Source organism: Paenibacillus sp. Y916, from assembly GCF_056786435.1.
In genome coordinates this window covers 41,359-62,808 of record NZ_JBXCJA010000015.1, presented here as the reverse complement: position 1 = coordinate 62,808, position 21,450 = coordinate 41,359, and the positions used below count along the sequence as shown (strand labels likewise).

Annotated in this window: 15 protein-coding genes; all 15 read left to right on the top strand. The window is 40.7% G+C overall.

Features of this window, described 5'->3' with window-relative positions; genetic code table 11:
• Positions 1-82 precede the first annotated feature (82 nt).
• The 15 genes from AC1TO9_RS22130 (at position 83) to AC1TO9_RS22060 (ending at position 21,355) form a co-directional block, all read left to right on the top strand.
• Entirely contained in the window at positions 83-1,807 is a 1,725-nt protein-coding gene (locus AC1TO9_RS22130; RefSeq protein ID WP_482060529.1) for a cache domain-containing sensor histidine kinase, read from the top strand.
• A gap of 27 nt (positions 1,808-1,834) precedes the next feature.
• Positions 1,835-3,184, top strand: a complete 1,350-nt coding sequence (locus AC1TO9_RS22125; RefSeq protein WP_482057253.1) for an ABC transporter substrate-binding protein — start codon at positions 1,835-1,837, stop codon at positions 3,182-3,184.
• A gap of 17 nt (positions 3,185-3,201) precedes the next feature.
• Complete coding sequence (locus tag AC1TO9_RS22120) at positions 3,202-4,794, top strand: response regulator (RefSeq protein ID WP_482057254.1); 1,593 nt, start codon at positions 3,202-3,204, stop codon at positions 4,792-4,794.
• 250 nt (positions 4,795-5,044) lie between these two features.
• Entirely contained in the window at positions 5,045-6,769 is a 1,725-nt protein-coding gene (locus tag AC1TO9_RS22115; RefSeq protein WP_482060528.1) for an ABC transporter substrate-binding protein, read from the top strand.
• Positions 6,770-7,004: 235 nt separating this feature from the next.
• Positions 7,005-8,729 (top strand): ABC transporter substrate-binding protein, encoded by a 1,725-nt coding sequence (locus tag AC1TO9_RS22110; RefSeq protein ID WP_482060527.1) that lies wholly within the window; start codon positions 7,005-7,007, stop codon positions 8,727-8,729.
• 252 nt (positions 8,730-8,981) lie between these two features.
• Positions 8,982-11,363: a glycoside hydrolase family 95 protein gene (locus tag AC1TO9_RS22105; RefSeq protein ID WP_482057257.1), complete on the top strand. Its 2,382-nt coding sequence runs from the start codon at positions 8,982-8,984 to the stop codon at positions 11,361-11,363.
• A 4-nt stretch (positions 11,364-11,367) separates the two neighbouring features.
• On the top strand, positions 11,368-12,726 hold the full coding sequence (locus tag AC1TO9_RS22100) for a GH1 family beta-glucosidase (protein WP_482060526.1): 1,359 nt from the start codon (positions 11,368-11,370) through the stop codon (positions 12,724-12,726).
• Complete coding sequence (gene deoC / locus AC1TO9_RS22095; RefSeq protein ID WP_482060525.1) at positions 12,726-13,403, top strand: deoxyribose-phosphate aldolase; 678 nt, start codon at positions 12,726-12,728, stop codon at positions 13,401-13,403. The genes AC1TO9_RS22100 and deoC overlap by 1 nt, the downstream gene beginning before the upstream one ends.
• A 212-nt stretch (positions 13,404-13,615) precedes the next feature.
• On the top strand, positions 13,616-14,440 hold the full coding sequence (gene kduI, locus AC1TO9_RS22090; RefSeq protein WP_482060524.1) for a 5-dehydro-4-deoxy-D-glucuronate isomerase: 825 nt from the start codon (positions 13,616-13,618) through the stop codon (positions 14,438-14,440).
• 25 nt (positions 14,441-14,465) lie between these two features.
• Positions 14,466-15,224 (top strand): DeoR/GlpR family DNA-binding transcription regulator, encoded by a 759-nt coding sequence (locus AC1TO9_RS22085; protein ID WP_482060523.1) that lies wholly within the window; start codon positions 14,466-14,468, stop codon positions 15,222-15,224.
• Between the two features lie 12 nt (positions 15,225-15,236).
• Positions 15,237-15,989 carry a 2-dehydro-3-deoxy-D-gluconate 5-dehydrogenase KduD gene (gene kduD, locus AC1TO9_RS22080; RefSeq protein WP_482060522.1) on the top strand — a complete coding sequence of 251 codons (753 nt, stop codon included), beginning with the start codon at positions 15,237-15,239 and terminating at the stop codon, positions 15,987-15,989.
• 476 nt (positions 15,990-16,465) lie between these two features.
• Positions 16,466-17,758 carry a homocysteine synthase gene (locus AC1TO9_RS22075; RefSeq protein ID WP_482057263.1) on the top strand — a complete coding sequence of 431 codons (1,293 nt, stop codon included), beginning with the start codon at positions 16,466-16,468 and terminating at the stop codon, positions 17,756-17,758.
• A gap of 249 nt (positions 17,759-18,007) precedes the next feature.
• A complete protein-coding gene (locus tag AC1TO9_RS22070) occupies positions 18,008-18,172 on the top strand; it encodes a hypothetical protein (protein ID WP_482057264.1) in 165 nt (54 codons plus the stop codon).
• A gap of 701 nt (positions 18,173-18,873) precedes the next feature.
• Positions 18,874-19,056 (top strand): hypothetical protein, encoded by a 183-nt coding sequence (locus tag AC1TO9_RS22065; RefSeq protein WP_482060521.1) that lies wholly within the window; start codon positions 18,874-18,876, stop codon positions 19,054-19,056.
• Positions 19,057-19,393: 337 nt separating this feature from the next.
• A complete protein-coding gene (locus tag AC1TO9_RS22060) occupies positions 19,394-21,355 on the top strand; it encodes a heavy metal translocating P-type ATPase (protein ID WP_482060520.1) in 1,962 nt (653 codons plus the stop codon).
• The last annotated feature ends 95 nt before the right edge of the window (positions 21,356-21,450 follow it).

Genomic DNA, 21,450 nt, shown 5'->3' with positions numbered 1-21,450 from the left:
ATTTATTTTCCTTTCTGTTACAGGGATTTAGAAGCACAATGAAGAATAATAGACGTAAGAGACAGCAGGAGGAAGTGAAAGAATGAAACTTCGTCGTAAAATTTTACTAGCTATTATTCTTCTTGTGTTCATTCCAGTTATTGTAATGGGTGCGATATCGTATTATAATTTCTCGAGTGCTATGGAGAAGAAATCAAGTCATTTCTATTGGGTATCTTTGCTAGAGACAGATCGCAAGCTGAAGTTCGCCTTAAGTGAAATTACAGCCATCTCTAATGCAGCTATTACACAACTTCCAATTCAGCAATCGCTGAAGCAATCTGACATGATCTTGGCCTATGATCGTAAACAGGAAATTAATAATATTCTGATCGACCATCCTATGATTTCCTCATTTAGTCTTTATACCAATGACAGTTTAATCTATCAGTATAATGAACCGATGTCTTTCGAGACCATGAAAAATAAAGTCTGGTATGAACCTATGTTAGAAGCAGATGGAAGGCCTATTTGGGTTGGGCCGGGTGAGAATGGCAAGTCTGAACAAGGGCACTCCGTTCTTATTCAGGCACGAGTGATTAAAGACAGTTATTCGTTGGAGAATATAGGATCGCTCGTTATTTATGTTAAACCAGATATACTAGATCAAGTTTTTTGGGAAACAGCCACGCTGAAAAGCGGGGATATTTTGCTTGTGAATAAGCAAGGGAATATCGTCTTTGACAAATCAGGCGATCATGTTGGAGAGCAGGTGGAGCTTCCCTTTTTGGCTAGTGGATATGCGAAAGAGAAAGGCTATTACATAGATAACTTTAGGAATGAGAAGTCTCTGATCACTTTTTTGCCATCCTATAAAGAGGAGTGGTATTTGGTAGCTATTACCCCAATGAAACTGATCCGAGCAGAGTCAGATTCGATTCGTAATATTGCGATCATATTAGGTCTATTTTCATTGTTATCGGCCTTTTGGTTTGATCAATTCTTCATAAGTAAGCTAGTTCGGAGTATTATAAGTGCGGTAAATGGAATGAAACGGGTACAACAAGGGATATTCATACCGATTCATTCGCATACGAAGCAAGATGATGAAACGGATTTACTGATAGATGGATTTAATAGAATGAGTACACAGATCAATGAATTGATTTTACAAGTAGAAATGGAACAAGGTAGGAAAAAGGAAGCTGAACTGAAGGCATTAGTATCTCAAATTAATCCGCATTTTATATATAATTCATTGGAATCTATTAATTCTATGGCAGTCTTGCAAGGTAATAAGGACATAAGTAAGATGGTTATTTCCTTAGGTAAGCTGCTAAGGATTAGCATTAACGACAATCAAGAATTGATTCCAATTCATATGGAATTTGAGCATGTCCGCCATTACTTAAATATTCAAAAATTCCGTTTTGAGGATAAATTTGAGTATGAAATTGACTACCCTAATTCTATGAAATATGTGATGACCCAGAAATTGATTGTACAGCCGATTGTTGAAAATGCATTGTACCATGCGATTGAGCCTATGGAAGATAAGGGGTATATCATAATCCGTGCTCATGAGACGGAAAAAGATGTACTTATTGATGTGATTGATAATGGACCGGGCTTCGATCAAGATACATTGTTGGATTTATGGGATACGAATACATCAGGTAAGAAGAAATATCATGATAATGGCGTGGGGCTTAAAAATGTTCATGAACGTTTGGTTATTCGATTCGGTAGCTCTTATGGAATTCTGATTTGCTCTTCTCCGGGCTACGGTTCGACGATTAGAATTCGAATACCGAAGATACTTGCCTGATATATAAGGAGAGGAGGATTGATCAATATGAGGAGATTTATGAATTGGGGCTGGATAATACTTTATATCATTTTATTAGTCGTGACGGTTATGTTCATTACTGTTAAAGAAGCGGAAGATCCAATTGTAGCAGACTCAGCGGAGAAAGTTACACTGACATTTCGCCATTTCTGGCTTAAGGAGCATGATCGGCCAATCCTTGCCCTCTTTGAAGAGATCGTGCATGATTATCAAGAGTCACATCCGAATGTAAAGGTCAACTTTGATGGAATGGATCAGACTATTCATAGGGAACAGAAATTAAAGAGGGAAATGGTAATAGGTACGCCACCCGATATGTTTGTGTTGTTTGGGGGGGCTGAAATCGAACCGTATATCCGAGCTAATCGCTTGATGGATTTAACGGATTTCGTGATGGATCATAATCTGAAGAATCAGTTTAAAGATCTTAGTTTATGGATGTCGGATGGGCATGTCTACGGTTTACCCATTGAGGGAAATGCAGAGCCGTTATATGTGAATGCAGAGATATTCGAGGAGCTTGGGCTTCAAATGCCACGAACGCTTTCACAATTTAATCAAGCAATTCTAGTATTGAAACAGCATGGGTACATTCCTTTTGCACTCGGGAACACGGAACGCTGGCCTGCTGCAATATATGCTCATTATCTCATGGATCGGTTCTCTGACTCGGATCTAATTAATAGGATCGCTCAAGGTGAAGAGGGTATCGGATTTCAGAATGAAGGTTATTTGCGAGCCTTTGAGCAGTTGGAGTCATGGGCCGCTGAGGAAGCATTTGGTCCTTCACCTAATAAACTATCTACGGAAGAGGCAGTCAATCTTTTTACCCACGGTAAGGCGGCCATGTATTTGAATGGAAACTGGGATATTACGTTGTTTCAGAATGAAGATGCCCCACTGGATTTTCAGAACAAGGTAAGTGTTATTCCATTTCCATCTATATATGCAGAAGGGAAGCAATCCATGGCTGGGGGATATACGATTGGAGTCGGACTATCCTCAAACTTAACAGATGCCAAGAAAGAAGCTGCGCTTGGATTAATGCAAGCATTCTATACAGAGGAAGTTCAGGAAAGAATTGTATATGAGGGATTAAGGATACCGTCGAGATGGATCAAGTTCGATTCGGAGAAGACAGGGCCTATATTCACCGAAATGATTGAAGTGATGGAGGAAAGCCAAACAAGCTTTGTGCCCTATGATAATATTTTATCACCAGAAGTGAAAAGATCCTTCTTGCGTGTAGTTGAAGAAATTATTGATGGTAAAATAAATGCCAAGGAAGCTTTAGAGCAACTTGATGCATCCTCTATGCAATATTGGAGATTAAGACAAAGTTATATTGGAAATTAAAATTGGGGGTGGATACAATGGTTGCAATCGGGAATAAGTATAAGGTCATTCTGGTTGATGATGAACCTCTGATTTTACGTAGCCTAAAGGCAGCCATACCGTGGGATGAGCTGAACCTAGAAGTCGTTGGTGAAGCGCGTAATGGAGAAGGGGCACTTCGTTTAATCGAAGAGACTTCTCCAGATATGATTATTAGTGATATTCGGATGCCTGGTATTGATGGGATATCCTTAATGAAGGAAGTATCCTCCAGCAATCCAAAGATGATTTTCATTATAATTAGTGGATACGGTGAATTTGAATATGCACGAGAAGCACTTAGACAAGGAGCTTTTGATTATTTATTGAAGCCGATTGATCATGATGAGCTGACAGAGATGCTCATACGGGCAAGTGAAAAGTTGGATTCGCAAATTGTGAATGATCAGCTAATGGATTCTGTCCAAGCGCTATCGTTAATGGCTCGGGAACGAATGTTCTCAGAGCTTATTGAAGGGAATCAAAGAACACTCCACCATATGAATTGGATGGAAAGTGATGAATTGGAAGAGGAATACTATATGGCTGTCGTGCAGCTTGATCAGTTCTTGTTATTAAATGGTCTTTGGACGAAGGAAGAGAAACGATTGTGGCTGTTTGCCATTCGCAATATTCTGGAGGAATGGTCGCAACAGAATGAAGGAATGACGGTATTCCCATTTCATAGTGGGGAGTGGGTTATCCTATTTGCTGGCACTTGTAATGATAACTTAATTGAGCTAGGTGAGGATATCATTCTGCACATTAAGAAGTACTCCAAATTAACTTGCTTTGTAGGAATTAGCACAAGTACAAAGGGAGTTGATCAGTTAAGCTCTTCTTATCAAAGTGCAACTAGAGCATTGTATCAACGCTTTTATGCTAAGGATCAAGGGGTCTTTATTGATTCAACTTCGGAAGAGCAGCTTGTGCAGAATCTAGAGGTTAAATATCCGAAGCATCTGGAGACGGCTATCCTACAATGTATCCGTACACTTGATTTGGAGAGAATGCTTTCCTTGTTTGATACGATGAAGGAATATATAGAGGAGCATTCGTTGAGTAAGGATATTGCAGAGCGAATGATAGTAGAAATGATAGTTGTACTATACAGACAATTTGAATATTCAAATTTCTTAGTGGATGGTTCTTTGGGTGGATTAATCCAGAGAATCCACGGGATGACAACACTTCATGAGATGATACTAGAAGTAAAGGCAACTTTTGAGAAGCGATTGAGAGAGAACAGAGAAAGTAAATCCAAAGAGGATATTCAAATGAATATTGATAAAGCGCAGAGGTATATTTCGGACAATTATCATAAGGAGCTAACGATTGAAGAGTTGTCTGAGTTAGTAGATTTGAGCGCAAGTCACTTTTGTATGATATTTAAACAAGTATCAGGATATACCTTTTTGGAGTATCTAACGAAATGTCGAATGGATAAGGCGAAATATATACTAAAGAATACAAGTGTGAAGGTATATCAAATTGCACCGCTTGTCGGATATCAGGATCCTAAATATTTTACGCAAGTATTTAAGAAGGCAACGGGGAAAACACCATCGGAATTCCGCGAAGAGACGGGGTGAAGTGATAGAATGAGAGGAATTTATAGTGCTTTATGTAATAAACAAAATGATGTTGACAGGCTAGAAGGCATCATATATACTAAATTTATGAAAGCACTTCCAATCAAACAATTTATTTTGAAAGCGCTTTTCGAAAACGTTTCAGTTATATTTCTTGTGAGTATAACTAATGATGAATATCATCAAGTCATGTGCAAGGATTGGTAAGGATACAACAGGAGTTTAGACATTCAAAAGGGGGATTTACGGTATGAAGGGGAGAACACCGAAAACGTTTGCGATGTTGTTATTAGCTAGTGCACTACTTGTATCAGCATGTGGTAACAATAATAGTGCTGGCACTAATTCAGGTGACACGAAAGAGCCTGCCAAATCTACAAACACAGCAACAGAGACAGGATTAGATACTAGTCCAATTACATTTAGTTTTTTTGGAGCAGATGCAAGTCCTAACTGGAATAAGATGCAAGATGAGGTTGGTAAAGCAATTACAGAGAAAACAGGTGTTACGATTAATGCTGAATATGCTATTCAAGGTGGCGGACAAGATAAGATTTCTCTTATGGCTGCCAGTGGTGACTATCCAGATATGATCTTTGCTAAAGGCGATATTAGTAAAATGGTAGACGCTGAAGCAATGATTGATTTGACAGACTTAATTGAAGAACATGCTCCTAACCTTAAGAAAGTTTATGGTGATTACATGGATCGCCTACCATACAGCAGTAAGGATAAATCTATTTATGTTCTTCCAACGAATGCTCATGTAGATCAGGTTAGTTTTGATGCTGGTGGTGGATTTCAAATTCAGCACGAAGTGTTGAAAGAGCTAGGGTATCCTGAAGTGAAGACACTTCAAGATTACGAGAATGTACTTCAAGCTTACGTTGACAAATATCCTACAATCGATGGTCAACCAACGATTCCATTGACACTTGATGCGGATGATTGGAGAATTATGATCACTGTGACCAATCCAGCGTTCCTTTCAACAGGTGCATCGGATGATGGAGAGTATTACATCGATATTGATACATTCGAGGCTAAACTTCATTACAAACGTCCAGAAGAAAAAGAATATTTCCGTTGGTTGAACCATATGTACAACAAAGGCCTACTTGATAAGAATACATTTGTACAAAAGAGTGACGAATACAAAGCGAAAATTGCCAGTGGTCGCGTAGTGGGTCTAATTGACCAAGACTGGGGATACTCAGATGCAGAGAATGCTCTAAAAGCGGCAGGTAAACCTGAAAGAGGATATGCTCACTTCCCTGTGACAATCTCACCGGAGATTGTAGATCATTCCTTCCAAGATACAGGATTCATGGCTGGTTGGGGTATAGGGATTACTACTGCAAATGAAGATCCAATTCGTACCATTCAGTTCTTGGACTACTTAGCTTCTGATGAAGGCCAAGTTCTTAAAAACTGGGGCATCGAAGGGAAACACTATGTTATAGAAGATGGCAAACGTGTTATTCCAGCAGATGTATTAGACAAGAAAACCAACGATGCTAGTAACTTTGCTAGGACTACAGGTATCGGATTGTATTTAACATTCTCTGGTCACTATGGTGACGGTGTACTAGACCCATCAGGTAACTACTATACAACGAACTTCCCTGAGCAGATTGTAGCTGGCTACTCTCAACCGGAGTTGGATTCATTGAAAGCTTACAATGCCACAACATGGAAAGATCTATGGCCTTCAGAAAAAGATATGCCTGTTAAACCTTGGGGAGCAGCATGGGATATTGCTGTAGAAGAAGGTTCAGAATATACTGTGACGTTCCAAAAAACGCAGGATATTATTCGTAAACGTATTCCAGAAGCTATCTTAACTACACCTGAGAAATTTGACGCTGTCTACGATGGTATGTTGGCAGAGTTGGACAAAGCTGGTGCTGAGAAGATGGAAGCGGAATATACAGAATTAGTAAAAGCAAGAGTAGATCTTTGGTCTGGTAAATAATAAAAGTTAAAATAACTTGATAATAATACTTGAGGGGCTCTCATTTTGAGAGCTCTTTTTTTTGAGAAAAAATTTCTGAAATAAGAGTATACAAAATGCGGGAAATGTTATATATTATTAATGAAAGCACTTACATCTTTGGTTTTAACAGTTTTCGAAAACGCTTTCCGAACATCATGAATAACATATCTGCTTTAAAGATTTATGATTATTAGATACGGGAGGGTTATATTAAATGAAAAGAAAAACGCCAAAAACATTTGCAATGCTACTGATCGCAAGTGCACTACTGATTTCTGCTTGTGGAAACTCCAACAGTAATAACTCCGGGAAAACAGCAGAATCAACGGGGAATTCAACAAGTGCTAATGTGGTCAAGGAAGAGACAAATGATATTACTCCAATAACGTTTACATTCTTTGGAGCTGATGGTAGTCCGAACTGGAATAATATGAAGGACGATGTTGGACAAGTAATCACTGAAAAGACAGGCGTTACTATTAATGCAGAGTATGACATGAATAATGGCGGTGACGATAAGATCGCTTTAATGGCGGCGAGTGGGGATTATCCTGATATCATCTTCCCTAAAGGTAACTTAACCAAATTGGTTGATGCAGAAGCCATGGTTGATATGACAGACTTAATTGAGGAACATGCTCCTAACTTGAAGAAGTTATATAGTGAGAATTTAAATCGTCTTAAATATAGTACAGCTGATCCAGCCATTTATACGATCCCTACGAATGGATCTGTCGATCAACAAAGTTTCGATGCAACAGGCGGATTTGAAATTCAACATAGAGTGTTGAAAGAACTAGGTTATCCTGAAATTCGAACCACAGCGGATTTTGAGAAAGCTCTAAAAGACTATGTAGCGCTACACCCTGAAACAGATGGTGCTAAAACGATCCCATTGTTACTAAATGCTGATGACTGGAAAATAATGATTACGGTTACAAATCCGGCATTTACTGCAACAGGCTTAGCGGATGATGGAGAGTTTTATATTAATCCTGAAACATATGAAGCCCAATTACACTACAAACGTCCGGAAGAGAAAGAGTACTTCCGCTGGTTGAACCATATGTATAATGAGGGACTTCTAGATAAAGATACATTTGTACAAAAGGATGACCAATACCAAGCTAAAATTGCTAGCGGTAGAGTACTTGGATTAATTAGCCATGAGTGGGAATATGGAAATGCTGAGAATGCCCTTAAAGCTGCAGGAAAAGATGAATATACTTACGGACATTTCCCTGTAACAATGTCTGAAGATATTCTTGATCATTCATTCCAATCTACAGGGTTTGATGGTTACGGATTGGGTATCTCAACCTCTTGTAAAGATCCAGTTCGGGCTATTAAATTCTTAGACTGGATGGCATCTGAGGAAGGTCAGGTACTTAGAAACTGGGGGATTGAAGGGAAGCACTATACTGTAGAAGATGGTGTTCGCGTCATTCCTGCAGATGTTCAAGATAGAAAGATGAATGATAATATAGCTTTTACTAAAGAGAGTGGTATTGGACTCTACTTTGTCTTCAGTGGACACTATGGAGATGGAGTGAAGGATTCAACTGGCAACTATTATACAACGAACTTCCCTGAACAGATTATTGCTAGTTACTCTGATGTTGAGAAGGAATCGTTAGCAGCTTATAACGCTACAACTTGGAAGGACTTATTCCCAGGTGAAGATGAATTCCCAGTAAAAGTATGGGGTGCAGCGTATAATATGCCAGCTCCTAGCGACACAGTCTATACTGTAGCCTATCAAAAGACGCAAGATATTATTCGTAAACGTATTCCAGAAGCGATTCTTGCTAAACCTGAGAAGTTCGACGAAGTTTTCGACGGTATGCTTGCAGATCTTGATAAAGTTGGAGCCGTTCAGATGGAACAAAAATACACTGAGTATGTGCAAGATAGAGTCAAATTATGGACGGGTCAATAAGACCTCTTGTAGCGAGAAATGAATAAACAAGCCGAAACGGCTACGCTGTCCTTATAAAGGACGGTATCCGTCTCTGCCGAAATATAAGGTATAGAGTATGAAGTGAAACTTATACTTTATTATATTTTAAGACAAACAGGCAGTCTAGAGAATGATGTATCTTTAGCTGCCTGTTTCTATTTGTGGTTGCTGAAGGTGCTTAATGATATAATTAATGTTTGTATGCAACCAGAATAGTTAGGAGTGAATTCTATGACAACAGGTAGGAAGCAGCAGTGGGTAATGTCTTATCTAGAGCCTGCTACGAAATGGGAAGAAGCGCTTCCGTTAGGTAATGGACGGATGGGCGCAATGGTATTCGGAGGCATAGAACGGGAAGAGTTTCAACTAAATGAAGATACGCTCTGGTCCGGTTTCCCGCGAGACAATGAGCAATATAATAGTTTGCGTTATTTAAAAGCGGCAAGAGAGTTAGTAAATGAAGGCAAGTATAAGGAAGCAGAAGAGCTCATTAATACACAGATGTTAGGTAGAGATACGGAAGCGTATCAACCGATGGGGCATCTCATTATTGAGCAGGAAGGTCTGTTAGATGTTCAGGATTACAGACGCGAGTTGGATCTCAGCACAGGGATTGCACGTACATCCTACCAGAGTGGAGAGACGACATTTACAAGAGAGACATTCATTAGTGCGGTGGATCAGGTTATGGTCGTAACCATGAAGGCAGAAGGGGTTGCGAGAATAAATGCAACCGCACATCTCGAAAGCCCACATCAACCGCAAGTGACTGTGAATGAAGCTCAGGCTATGGTCCTTACAGGTCGTTGTCCAAGTCATATTGAATCTAATTATTTCAGAGATCATCCTCAGTCTGTTTTGTATGAGGAAGGCTTAGGTATAAGTTTCGAGTTACACATGGTCGCTGTTACTGAAGGTGGGACGATCAGTTTTGAGAATAACGTATTGAATGTTCGTGATGCAGAGGCTGTGACGTTCTATCTAACAGCTGCTAGCGACTTTGAGAAATTCGATGTGATGCCAGGTTCTACGGGTAAAGATGTAGGCGGTATCTGCTCAAATACGCTAGGTGATGCCGTTCATGTAGGCGATAAAGTAATACGCGATCGCCATATAAAGGATCATATGGAGTTGTTCGGGCGTGTGGACATATACTTGGGGACCAATGAGAATAGTACACTTCCAACAGATCTTCGATTGAAGTCATATCAGGAAGGGACACAGGATTCTGGACTTGAAGCGTTATATTTTCAATATGGACGTTATTTATTAATGGCTAGTTCGCGGCCAGGTACACAGCCAGCGAACTTACAAGGAATATGGAATGACCGGATAGAGCCACCATGGGGTAGTCAGTATACAACGAATATTAATATAGAAATGAATTACTGGTTAGCTGAAATTGGAAATCTTAGTGAGTGTCATGAGCCGCTGTTCGATCTGATCGAAGATATATCCATTTCGGGCCGTCGTACGGCCAAGGTGAATTATCAAGCTCGTGGTTGGACGGCACATCATAATGTGGATATATGGCGACAAACTTCTCCAACAGGCGGTGATGCCAGTTGGGCATTCTGGCCGATGGGAGGAGTATGGTTGACTGCTCATTTGTGGGAGCATTATTTATTTACAGGTGACGGTGAATTTCTAAAGAATAGGGCATATCCGATAATGAAGGGAGCCGCGTTATTCTGTCTGGATTGGTTGGTTGAAGGACATGAAGGCTATTTAGTAACGAATCCATCCACATCACCTGAGAATAAATTTCTGACAGCAGAAGGTGAGGCCAGCAGCGTTGCTATGGCGAGCACGATGGATATGACGTTAATTCGTGAATTATTCTCACACTGTCTCGAAGCGATATCTATACTGGAAGTGGATGAAGAATTAGGTCAAGAGATTTCAACAGCGTATGAACGATTATATCCTTTCAAGATCGGTCAACATGGACAGCTTCAAGAATGGGTTCATGATTTCGAAGAGAGTGAACCTGGTCATAGACATGTATCGCATTTATACGGTATTTATCCAGGGCGGGAAATCAATCGTTATGAGACTCCAGACCTGCTTCAGGCAGGATTTACTTCTCTAGAGCGCCGTATAAGTAATGGTGGTGGACATACGGGTTGGAGCTGCGCTTGGTTGATTAATCTCTATGCGAGGTTGTTGGACGCTGACTCAGCCTATAACTTTGTTCATACATTGCTCGCCCGTTCTACACATCCGAATCTATTCGATGATCATCCACCATTCCAGATTGATGGTAACTTTGGCGGAGCTGCAGGGATGATTGAGATGTTGCTCCAGAGTCATCTGGATGAGATTCACCTACTACCAGCGCTTCCGAAGGAATGGAGTGAAGTTGGTTATATTAGGGGAGTTAAAGCTCGGGGTGGATTCTTGATTGATATGGAATGGAAAGACGCTAAATTGGTAAACGTATGTATAACTTCTGATCGAGGTGGGACATGTACTCTACGTAGTAATACCTCATTGGTACTAGACGATGGAACTGATATTGGTGAATGGAATTCAAATACACAACAATTTACAATGCAGACTGTGATGTCGGCGGGAGATAAGATCATATTAAAAGCTAATATGGGGGACTAAAGTAATGACTATTTTTCAATTTCCACAAGATTTCAAATGGGGTACAGCAACGGCTTCTTACCAAATCGAGGGTGCCTCTCAGGAAGATGGCAGAGGACCATCCATATGGGATACCTTCTCACATACACCTGGTAACGTATTTAACGGAGACAATGGCGATACAGCTTGCGATAGTTACCACCGGTACGAAGAAGATGTGAAATTACTTAAGGATCTTGGAATTAATACGTATCGATTCTCTGTATCATGGTCTCGTATTATGCCAAATGGCGATGGGGAAGTTAATGTTAAGGGATTGGAATATTATCACAAAATTGTCGATCTATTGATCGAAAACGATATCGAACCTTTCTGTACACTCTATCATTGGGATCTTCCCCAAACGTTGCAAGACGATGGTGGATGGGAAAGTGCTAGAACAGTTGAGGGCTTTGTGAAGTATTCAGAAGTCATGTTCCGTGAATTCTCGGGGAAGATCAAATTCTGGCTTACTTTTAATGAACCATATTGTGTTGCGTTCTTATCGAACTTATACGGTGTGCATGCACCAGGAAATAAAGATTTGCAGACGGCGATTAATGTTGCCCATGGACTGCTTGTTGCTCATGGAAAGAGTGTGAAGAAATTCCGTGAACTTGGGGTTGAAGGACAGATAGGAATTGCACCGAACGTATCATGGGCTGTTCCATACAGCTCGTCTCAAAAAGATCAAGAAACATGTGATCGTATCATTGCATTGAATAGTGACTGGTTCCTAGAACCGATCTATAAAGCTAGTTATCCGCAATTCTTGGTAGATTGGTTCGAGAAGAAAGGAGTTACTGTACCTATTCAAGCTGGAGATATGGAGGTCATCTCACAACCGATTGATCTGATGGGTATTAACTATTATGCGATGAGTGTAAACCGTTACAATTCTGAAGGTGGCGTATTACATTCAGAAGAAATAGATATGGGGCTCGTAACGACTGATATTGGTTGGCCAGTTGAATCTAGAGGTCTATATGAAGTTCTTCATTACTTGCAGAAATACGGAAATAATGATATTTATATAACTGAGAATGGCGCATGTATCAACGATGATATCGTAAATGGTAAAGTGTTGGACTACCGCCGTATTTCTTATTTGCAACAGCATATTGTGCAAGTACATCGTGCGATTCAAGATGGAATTAATCTGAAAGGCTACATGGCTTGGTCCCTCATGGATAATTTCGAATGGGCAGAGGGATATCGTATGCGATTTGGACTCGTTCATGTAGACTATCGTAGCCTGGTACGTACACCGAAAGAGAGTTATTATTGGTATCAGAATGTGGTGAAGAATAATTGGTTAGAAACGAGACCTAAGGAGAATCAGTAATGACGGAAAAGTCCATATCCAGATTGATAGATCATACGCTTCTGAAGGCTGATGCGAAGAGGGAAGATATTCAGAAGTTGGCAGAAGAAGCGAAGACGTATCTGTTTGCATCGGTATGTGTGAATCCTGCATGGGTTGCAGTAGCTTATGAAGTGTTGAGGGACACTCCAGAAGTGAAGGTGTGTACGGTGATTGGCTTTCCACTTGGAGCATCAACCCCTGAAGTTAAGGCATTTGAAGCGTCCAATGCGATCGCAAACGGAGCAGGTGAATTAGATATGGTGATCAATATCGGTGCATTAAAAGGTCGTGATGATGCTCTGGTAATACGTGATATTGCAGCTGTTGTCCAAGCGGCTCGTGGAAAGGCGCTCACGAAGGTGATCATCGAGACATGCCTACTTACAGATGAAGAAAAGGTACGTGCTTGTAAGTTAGCCGTTGAAGCGGGTGCTGATTATGTGAAGACATCAACAGGATTTTCTACCGGTGGAGCAACGAAAGAGGACATTGCATTGATGCGTGCAACAGTTGGAGCAGATATAGGGGTTAAAGCTTCAGGTGGGGTGCGGAGTGCAGAAGATGCGAAGATCATGATTGATGCTGGTGCATCGCGAATTGGGACAAGTGGTGGAGTGGCTATAGCTGCTGGGGAGCAATCTCAAGAAAGCTATTAAGCACAGCACCCTTGTTTCAAGAATAGTTTTGTAAAAGAGAGACGGATGGTCAAGCCAAGGACGATAGGCTGGACTATCCGTCTTTAAATATGCCGATTTTAAGGTGATTTGAAAATAGGGGTACACAATTGATAACAAATGAACTATAATGAACCTATATGAACGTTTAATATTTTAAAAAATGATAAATTGAAAGTGAGGACTTTATAATTATGGAAAATCGCTATGTATCTCATCCTAACGATGTAAAGGTATTTAATACGGATCGCTTACGTGAGGAATTTTTGATTGATCATTTATTTACAGCAGATGAACTGGTAACTGTATACACACATGTGGATCGTTTTATTGTAGGTTCAGCAGTACCAGCTACGAAGGATATTAAGTTAGAAGTGAATCTTAAGGATATCGGAACAGATTATTTCCTAGAGCGTCGTGAGATTGGTATCATTAACGTGGGGACTAAAGGTACTGTAACGCTTGACGGTAAGGACTACGAAGTTGATTCGAAAGAGTGTCTATACGTTGGACTTGGTGTAAAGGAAGTAGTATTTAAGAAGGATGGCGGAGCTCGTTACTATTTCAACTCAGCTCCTGCCCATAAGGCTTATCCGACGAAGAAATCAACGCAGGCAGAAGCTACTCCAGCTCATATGGGAAGCATTAGTACATCTAACGAGCGGACGATCTACAAATACATCCATCCAGACGGTATTCAAAGTTGCCAGCTTGTAATGGGAATGACAGAATTAGATCCAGGGAATATGTGGAATACGATGCCAAGCCATACACATAACCGTCGTTCTGAAATATACTTGTATTTCAATCTGCCTGAAGATGGGGTAGTATTCCATATGATGGGTGAACCAGATGAAACGCGGCATTTGGTCGTTAGAAATGAGCAAGCTATTATCTCACCAAGCTGGTCTATTCACAGCGGTGTAGGAACATGTAACTATACATTTATTTGGGGAATGGCTGGAGAGAACCAAACCTTCAATGATATGGATGCGGTAGCTATGCAAGATCTGCGTTAATTGATATAGAAAGCGATGAAACTTTATGAGTCCCTTGAAACGACATGAAAAAATTATGGAGGTCCTAATTTCGGGCCAAGAAGTTACGGTTGTAGCATTGAGTGACATGTTACAGGTGACGGGCAAAACGGTGCGTGACGATCTCGCCAAGCTGGAGAGTATGGGTCTACTGACAAGAGTCCATGGTGGAGCGATATTAGCTCAGAATGATCAGTATGGGATTTTAACCAATAAAGGTGTAACGGATAAAAATAGTTCACAGAAGGCCCAAATTGCTAAGCGGGCACTTCAATACATCGTACCTGGCGATATTATTGCTCTTGATGGTGGGAGTACGACGTTAGAAATTGCTAAGCGTCTGGACAATCAACCATTGACGGTGATTACGAATGATCTATTCATTATTAATGAATTGACTCGGAAAGATCAGATTCTGCTTGTTGTCCCTGGTGGGTCACGTGTGCGTAACGTATTAGTGAGTGAGGATGCTCCGCGTATGGTTTCAGAACTGAATATTCACAAAGCGTTTGTTTCGGCAACAGCAGTAGATCCTGAGTTTGGTTTGTCGATTTATACGGGGGATTTGGTTCCTTTTAAAAAAGCGCTAATTGAAACGGCTCAGCAGGTGTATTGCGTCGTTGATCATATTAAATTTGGCCAATTTGCACTTAGAACGTTTGCAACATGCTCGGATTTAGACGCGATTATTACGGATAACGGCATTTCGGAACAGATGGTCGAGAGATTTAGGGAATCTGGTATTACATTAGACTATAAATCATAGGAGGAACAGACCATGGGTTTATTCGATTTAACTGGTAAAGTAGCTGTCGTTACAGGAGGCGGAAGTGGTCTTGGTCAAGGAATAGCGATCGGGCTGGCAGAGGCTGGTGCAGATATCATCTCGATTTCTTTTTCAGAATGTGATGAGACGATAAAAATTGTTGAAAGTCTGGGACGTAAAGCTCATCAAATTCAAGTTGATCTTAGTGATGAAACAGTGCTGGAAAGTGTGTTTAATGAAGCGTTGGGAATTTTGGGAAAAGTAGATATATTGGTTAATAATGCAGGGATTATTCGACGCGTACCAGCAGTAGATCACCCAGCAAAAGATTGGCATGATGTCATGAGCCTGAACTTGAACAGCGTATTCTTCCTGTGTCAATTAGCGGGTCGTCATATGATTGAACGCGGTAGTGGGAAAATTATCAATATAGCTTCTATGCTGACGTACCAAGGTGGAATTAACGTTCCAGGATACACAGCGAGTAAGCACGCAGTTGCAGGAATTACGAAGGCGTTCGCGAATGAGTGGGCATCTAAGGGCATTCAGATCAATGCGATTGCACCGGGTTATATGGCAACAGACAATACTTCTGCTATTCGTGCTGATGAGGATCGCTCGAGAGATATTCTAGCTCGTATTCCTGCATCACGTTGGGGAACACCAGCTGATCTGAAAGGTCCAGCTGTATTCCTAGCATCCGAAGCATCAGACTATTTGAACGGTCACGTCGTTTGTGTAGACGGTGGATGGATGGCGCGTTAAACGACAGATTAATCAACTTAGAACTGTAGGGAATATAATCATTTGTTGTATCCCTATTTTCAAAAAAAACAGCAGGTCAAGGTGGCTTGAAGTGCTCCCATCATTGTAGTAGTAGAAGTTTTTGTTTTTTCTACTGTCCACTTGACAGGGAGCCTTCAGCTTATTCTTGACCTGCTGTTTTTCGTTCTTTATCCATTGTGGCTTGCTTCAACAGATACACTTCGATAGTGCCATTGATGGATCACATTGTCGATTAATCCTTGTGCTTTTCTCAAAAACTAATTATGCATAAATGGAGCACACCTAGCGATTGTCATGATTTTTGAGACAGCCCCGTTCTACGTTATTATTCGGATATGTTAAGTATGAGTAAGCCTTTTCAAATGTCATGATTTATGAGAAGATATGGAAAGGTCTATATTTGAACTATCTCTATTGAGGTCATCATTTTTATAATTGATAAGGGAGGTTTCACCATGTCCGAAGAAAAGAAATTTTCGTTTGAGACCTTGGCCGTTCATGCAGGTCAGGAGATTGATCCTACAACATTATCACGAGCAGTTCCTTTGTATCAGACTACATCTTATGGATTTCAGGATAGTGAACATGCGGCTAATTTGTTCGCACTTAAGGAGTTCGGAAATATCTATACTCGGATCATGAACCCTACTACGGATGTGTTTGAGCAACGGATTGCTGCACTCGAAGGTGGTGCAGGTGCATTAGCAACTGCATCGGGACAAGCTGCTATCACATTCTCAATTCTTAATATTGCAGGTGCAGGAGATGAGATTGTATCTTCAGCCAGTCTATATGGAGGAACTTACAACTTGTTTGCTAACACACTAGCGAAGTTGGGAATTAAGGTGCATTTTGTAGATTCAAACGATCCTGAGAATTTCCGCGCAGCGATTACAGACAAGACAAAGGCTTTATTTGCGGAGACGATTGGTAATCCTCAAGGAAGCATCCTTGATATAGAGGCGGTTGCGAAGATTGCTCATGAACATGGTCTTCCTCTCATTGTAGATAATACATTTCCGAGCCCTTACTTACTTCGTCCAATCGAACATGGTGCTGACATTGTTGTTCATTCAGCTACGAAGTTTATTGGAGGTCACGGTACTTCCATTGGTGGTGTTATTGTTGATGCTGGTAAGTTCGATTGGAAAGCTAGCGGTAGATTCCCTGGGCTTACTGAACCGGATCCAAGCTACAATGGCGTAGTCTATACTGAAGCTGTAGGACCTATAGCGTATATTATCAAAGCTCGTGTTCAGTTGTTGAGAGATATGGGTTCTTCCATATCACCATTTAACTCTTGGATGCTCTTACAAGGTCTGGAGACATTACATCTACGCATGGAACGTCATAGTGAGAATACGCTTAAAGTGGCTCAATATTTAGAGAATCATGCCGATGTAGAATGGGTTAGTTACGCAGGTCTACCAAGCCATCCATCATATGAACTTGCTAAGAAATATTTGCCTAAGGGACAAGGTGCCATCCTGACATTTGGTATTAAGGGCGGTACGGAAGCGGGTCGTAAATTGATTGAAAGTGTGAAGCTATTCTCACACTTGGCGAATGTCGGTGACTCGAAGTCATTGATCATTCATCCCGCTAGCACAACGCATGCACAGCTGTCAGAAGAAGAACAACTTGCAGCAGGTGTCAAACCGGAAATGATTCGGCTATCCGTTGGAACAGAATTTATTGGTGATATTGTGAATGATCTAGAACAGGCCATTCAAAATAGCCAAAAATAATAAATATATTATAGGGAGCATCTCACAAGCCATGTGGCTAGGGATGCTCTTTTTTTGGAGGACTGTCCGTTCTATCCTGTATGGAACAGGGGAATATACCCATTTATCAGAGAGTGGTGATGTTGGAGTGACGAACAATTCTTCGTGATGAAGGTAGTGAAGGGGAGACAAGAATAGATACATAAAGTGCATTTAATTAGCAGGAAAAGTAGGGGAAAGGAGAATTAGTTGTCAAAACTACAGTTAAAAATGGCGAAAACGCTGAAAAGTAGAGTTTCCAGTAAATTAGATGTACTCCATGCACCTAAAGTTAGCTTCAGAGGGATTGGGCTGAATTTAGATGTACTCCATGCACCTAAAGTTAGCTTCAGAGGGATTGTGTTGAATTTAGATGTACTCGATGCATTTAATTAGCGGGAAAAGTAGGGGAAGGGAGAAATAGTTGTCAAAACTACAGTTAAAAATGGCGAAAACGCTAAAAAGTAGAGTTTCCAGTAAATTAGATGTACTCCATGCACCTAAAGTTAGCTTCAGAGGGATTGGGCTGAATTTAGATGTACTCCATGCATTTAATTAGCAGGAAAAGTAGGGGAAAGGAGAATTAGTTGTCAAAACTACAGTTAAAAATGGCGAAAACGCTGAAAAGTAGAGTTTCCAGTAAATTAGATGTACTCCATGCACCTAAAGTTATCTTCAGAGGGATTGGGTTAAATTTAGATGTACTCCATGCATTTAATTAGCAGGTAAAGTAGGGGAAGGTAGAAATAGTTGTCAAAACTACAGTTAAAAATGGCGAAAACGCTGAAAAGTAGAGTTTCCAGTAAATTAGATGTACTCCATGCACCTAAAGTTAGCCTCAGAGGGATTGGGTTAAATTTAGATGTACTCGATGCATTTAATTAGCGGGAAAAGTAGGGGAAGGGAGAAATAGTTGTCAAAACTACAGTTAAAAATGGCGAAAATGCTGAAAAGTAGAGTTTCCAGTAAATTAGATGTACTCCATGCACCTAAAGTTAGCTTCAGAGGGATTGGGCTGAATTTAGATGTACTCCATGCATTTAATTAGCAGGAAAAGTAGGGGAAGGGAGAAATAGTTGTCAAAACTACAGTTAAAAATGGCGAAAACGCTAAAAAGTAGAGTTTCCAGTAAATTAGATGTACTCCATGCACCTAAAGTTAGCTTCAGAGGGATTGGGTTGAATTTAGATGTACTCCATGCACCTAAAGTTATCTTCAGAGGGATTGGGTTGAATTTAGATGTACTTAATGTACTTAATGTACCTAATAGTGAATGGTGAAGGCGATTATTGGGGTTGTTCTTAGCTCAACACTAAAATCAGCGCAGGTGATGGAATTGTCATGGAGAAGCGTGGGCGTGGGCGTTCGCCTTCAAGCGTTAGTTTTAGTTTTGAGCGCTTTTTTTTTTGTGCCCAAATGTGAGCTTTGTTGTTTACTTGTTCTTAACGAAGGGATATAATACAAATATAAAGTTGCGTTAGGTAAAAATAATTGCATACGCACAAGAAATGATTCTCATTCTCATTTACCATGCTGCTCCGGATAATCCGGAGCAGCATGTGTCATTTTTAGGGAAGTAATAATGCAATTCATTATCAATAGGGAAGGTGAGTCATAATGGAAAATACTCAAAGAGCTTCATCAAGAATGGACTTAGCTCAAACTAAGAACAAAGGAAATAATCCAAATCCTCATAGGAAAGGGAGATTCGATCTCCAGAGCATGCTTAGCAATAAAGAGATGCTTGCAGCGCTAGGGAGTGGGGTGCTTACACTTATAGCTTGGTCAGTGGGGCAATCCTATGAATACCTATCCATACTCATATATGTCATAGCTTATGCGCTAGGTGGGTGGATCACAGCTAAGGAAGGAATCAAGACGTTAATAGAAGAACGCGATCTTGATGTGAATCTTCTGATGATTGCTGCAGCTATGGGTGCTGCTTCAATCGGATATTGGAATGAAGGGGCATTGTTGATTTTTATATTCGCCTTCAGTGGGGCGTTAGAGAATTACACGATGGAGCGAAGCAAGAAAGATATCTCATCATTATTAGCATTGAAGCCAGAGACTGCGGTGCGTATTGAGAATGGAGAAATGACGAAGGTGACCATTGATCAGCTTCAGATCGGGGACCTCTTTCTCGTTAAGCCAGGTGAATTAATTCCAGCAGATGGTTGTGTTGAACGTGGGTACTCTGCTGTTAATCAGGCTTCTATAACAGGTGAGTCGATTCCGGTGGATAAAACAGCAGGGGATGACGTATTCGCTGGTACGATTAACGGGGAAGGTGTACTTTATGTTGAGGTGACACAATCAGCTGAATCTACGGTATTTGCCAAAATAATTAAATTAGTTGAAGAAGCGGAAAGTGAAGTGCCGCATTCTCAACGTTTCATTAAGCGCTTTGAATCGATCTATGCGCGCGTAGTGGTCGTGGTAACCTTGGCTGTGATTGTTATTTTACCATTAGTATTAGGATGGACTTGGGGAAATTCCTTCTATAAAGCTATGGTATTTCTAGTCGTTGCATCTCCATGTGCGCTAGTCTCGTCTATTATGCCAGCGATGCTGTCAGCCATTTCGAATCGTGCGCGCAAAGGGATTCTATTTAAAGGTGGGGCCCATGTGGAGAACTTGGCGTTGACGTCCGTAGTTGCATTTGATAAGACGGGCACACTTACGCTTGGTACACCGCAGGTGACAGATTTTATTGTTGATGAAAAGTATGACGGTGATGAGCTTCTTATGATATGTGCTTCTGTGGAGCAGTTATCAGAGCATCCATTAGCAAAGGCTATAGTACTCAAAGCAAAAGAAGAAGTTAGGGATTTAATATTAAAAGAAGTTGAAGCCGTTCAATCCATCACAGGTTGGGGGATGTCAGCTGAAGTGGAAGGAAGTCAGTGGAAGATAGGAAAGAGTAACATGCTAGATACGGTTACCGTTGAACCTGTGTGGTTGGAACACAGAAGTAGCCTGATGAATCAAGGGAAGACCGTCTCGGTCATTATGAATGAATCTCGTGTCGTTGGTCTGATTGCTTTTCAGGATACGATTCGTCCTAAGGCAGCACTTGCTGTAAAGTCATTGCACGCTCTAGGTATTCAGGTTGCGATGCTTACAGGTGATCATGAGGATACAGCACAAGTGATTGGCAAACAAATCGGTGTGGACTTTGTTTATGCAGACCTCCAACCTGAGGCAAAGGTAACTCATATTAAACAATTAAGAGAGAAATTTGGGCATGTGGTTATGGTGGGTGATGGGGTAAATGACGCGCCGGCGCTAGCTACGGCAACAGTGGGAATAGGTATGGGAATGAATGGAAGCGGAACAGCTTTAGAAGTCGCGGATGTTGTTCTAATGAACGATAATATCGAGGAGATTGCTAGTACCATCAAGTTAGCACGACGCGCGCAAAGAATAATTAAACAGAACATGGTATTTGCAATCAGTGTTATTCTGTTATTAATTATAAGTAACTTCCTCGGAGAGATTGCTCTTCCGTTCGGTGTAATAGGACATGAAGGTAGTACTATATTAGTTATCCTAAATGGATTGCGACTTTTGAAATGATCTGTGACAGTCATAGGTGAGCATCGAATTGTGGGTATGAATACAACTCAGTTCAATAAAGTATTGAACCCAGAAGCTTAATCGGTAAGAGGAAG

Coding starts and splice junctions, on each gene's coding strand:
- AC1TO9_RS22075 (WP_482057263.1), top strand. CDS start 16,466: ATGTCCGAAGAAAAGAAATTTTCGTTTGAGACCTTGGCCGTTCATGCA.
- AC1TO9_RS22125 (WP_482057253.1), top strand. CDS start 1,835: ATGAGGAGATTTATGAATTGGGGCTGGATAATACTTTATATCATTTTA.
- kduD (WP_482060522.1), top strand. CDS start 15,237: ATGGGTTTATTCGATTTAACTGGTAAAGTAGCTGTCGTTACAGGAGGC.
- AC1TO9_RS22120 (WP_482057254.1), top strand. CDS start 3,202: ATGGTTGCAATCGGGAATAAGTATAAGGTCATTCTGGTTGATGATGAA.
- AC1TO9_RS22065 (WP_482060521.1), top strand. CDS start 18,874: ATGGCGAAAACGCTAAAAAGTAGAGTTTCCAGTAAATTAGATGTACTC.
- AC1TO9_RS22110 (WP_482060527.1), top strand. CDS start 7,005: ATGAAAAGAAAAACGCCAAAAACATTTGCAATGCTACTGATCGCAAGT.
- AC1TO9_RS22115 (WP_482060528.1), top strand. CDS start 5,045: ATGAAGGGGAGAACACCGAAAACGTTTGCGATGTTGTTATTAGCTAGT.
- deoC (WP_482060525.1), top strand. CDS start 12,726: ATGACGGAAAAGTCCATATCCAGATTGATAGATCATACGCTTCTGAAG.
- AC1TO9_RS22060 (WP_482060520.1), top strand. CDS start 19,394: ATGGAAAATACTCAAAGAGCTTCATCAAGAATGGACTTAGCTCAAACT.
- AC1TO9_RS22085 (WP_482060523.1), top strand. CDS start 14,466: ATGAGTCCCTTGAAACGACATGAAAAAATTATGGAGGTCCTAATTTCG.
- AC1TO9_RS22070 (WP_482057264.1), top strand. CDS start 18,008: ATGGCGAAAACGCTGAAAAGTAGAGTTTCCAGTAAATTAGATGTACTC.
- AC1TO9_RS22105 (WP_482057257.1), top strand. CDS start 8,982: ATGACAACAGGTAGGAAGCAGCAGTGGGTAATGTCTTATCTAGAGCCT.
- AC1TO9_RS22100 (WP_482060526.1), top strand. CDS start 11,368: ATGACTATTTTTCAATTTCCACAAGATTTCAAATGGGGTACAGCAACG.
- AC1TO9_RS22130 (WP_482060529.1), top strand. CDS start 83: ATGAAACTTCGTCGTAAAATTTTACTAGCTATTATTCTTCTTGTGTTC.
- kduI (WP_482060524.1), top strand. CDS start 13,616: ATGGAAAATCGCTATGTATCTCATCCTAACGATGTAAAGGTATTTAAT.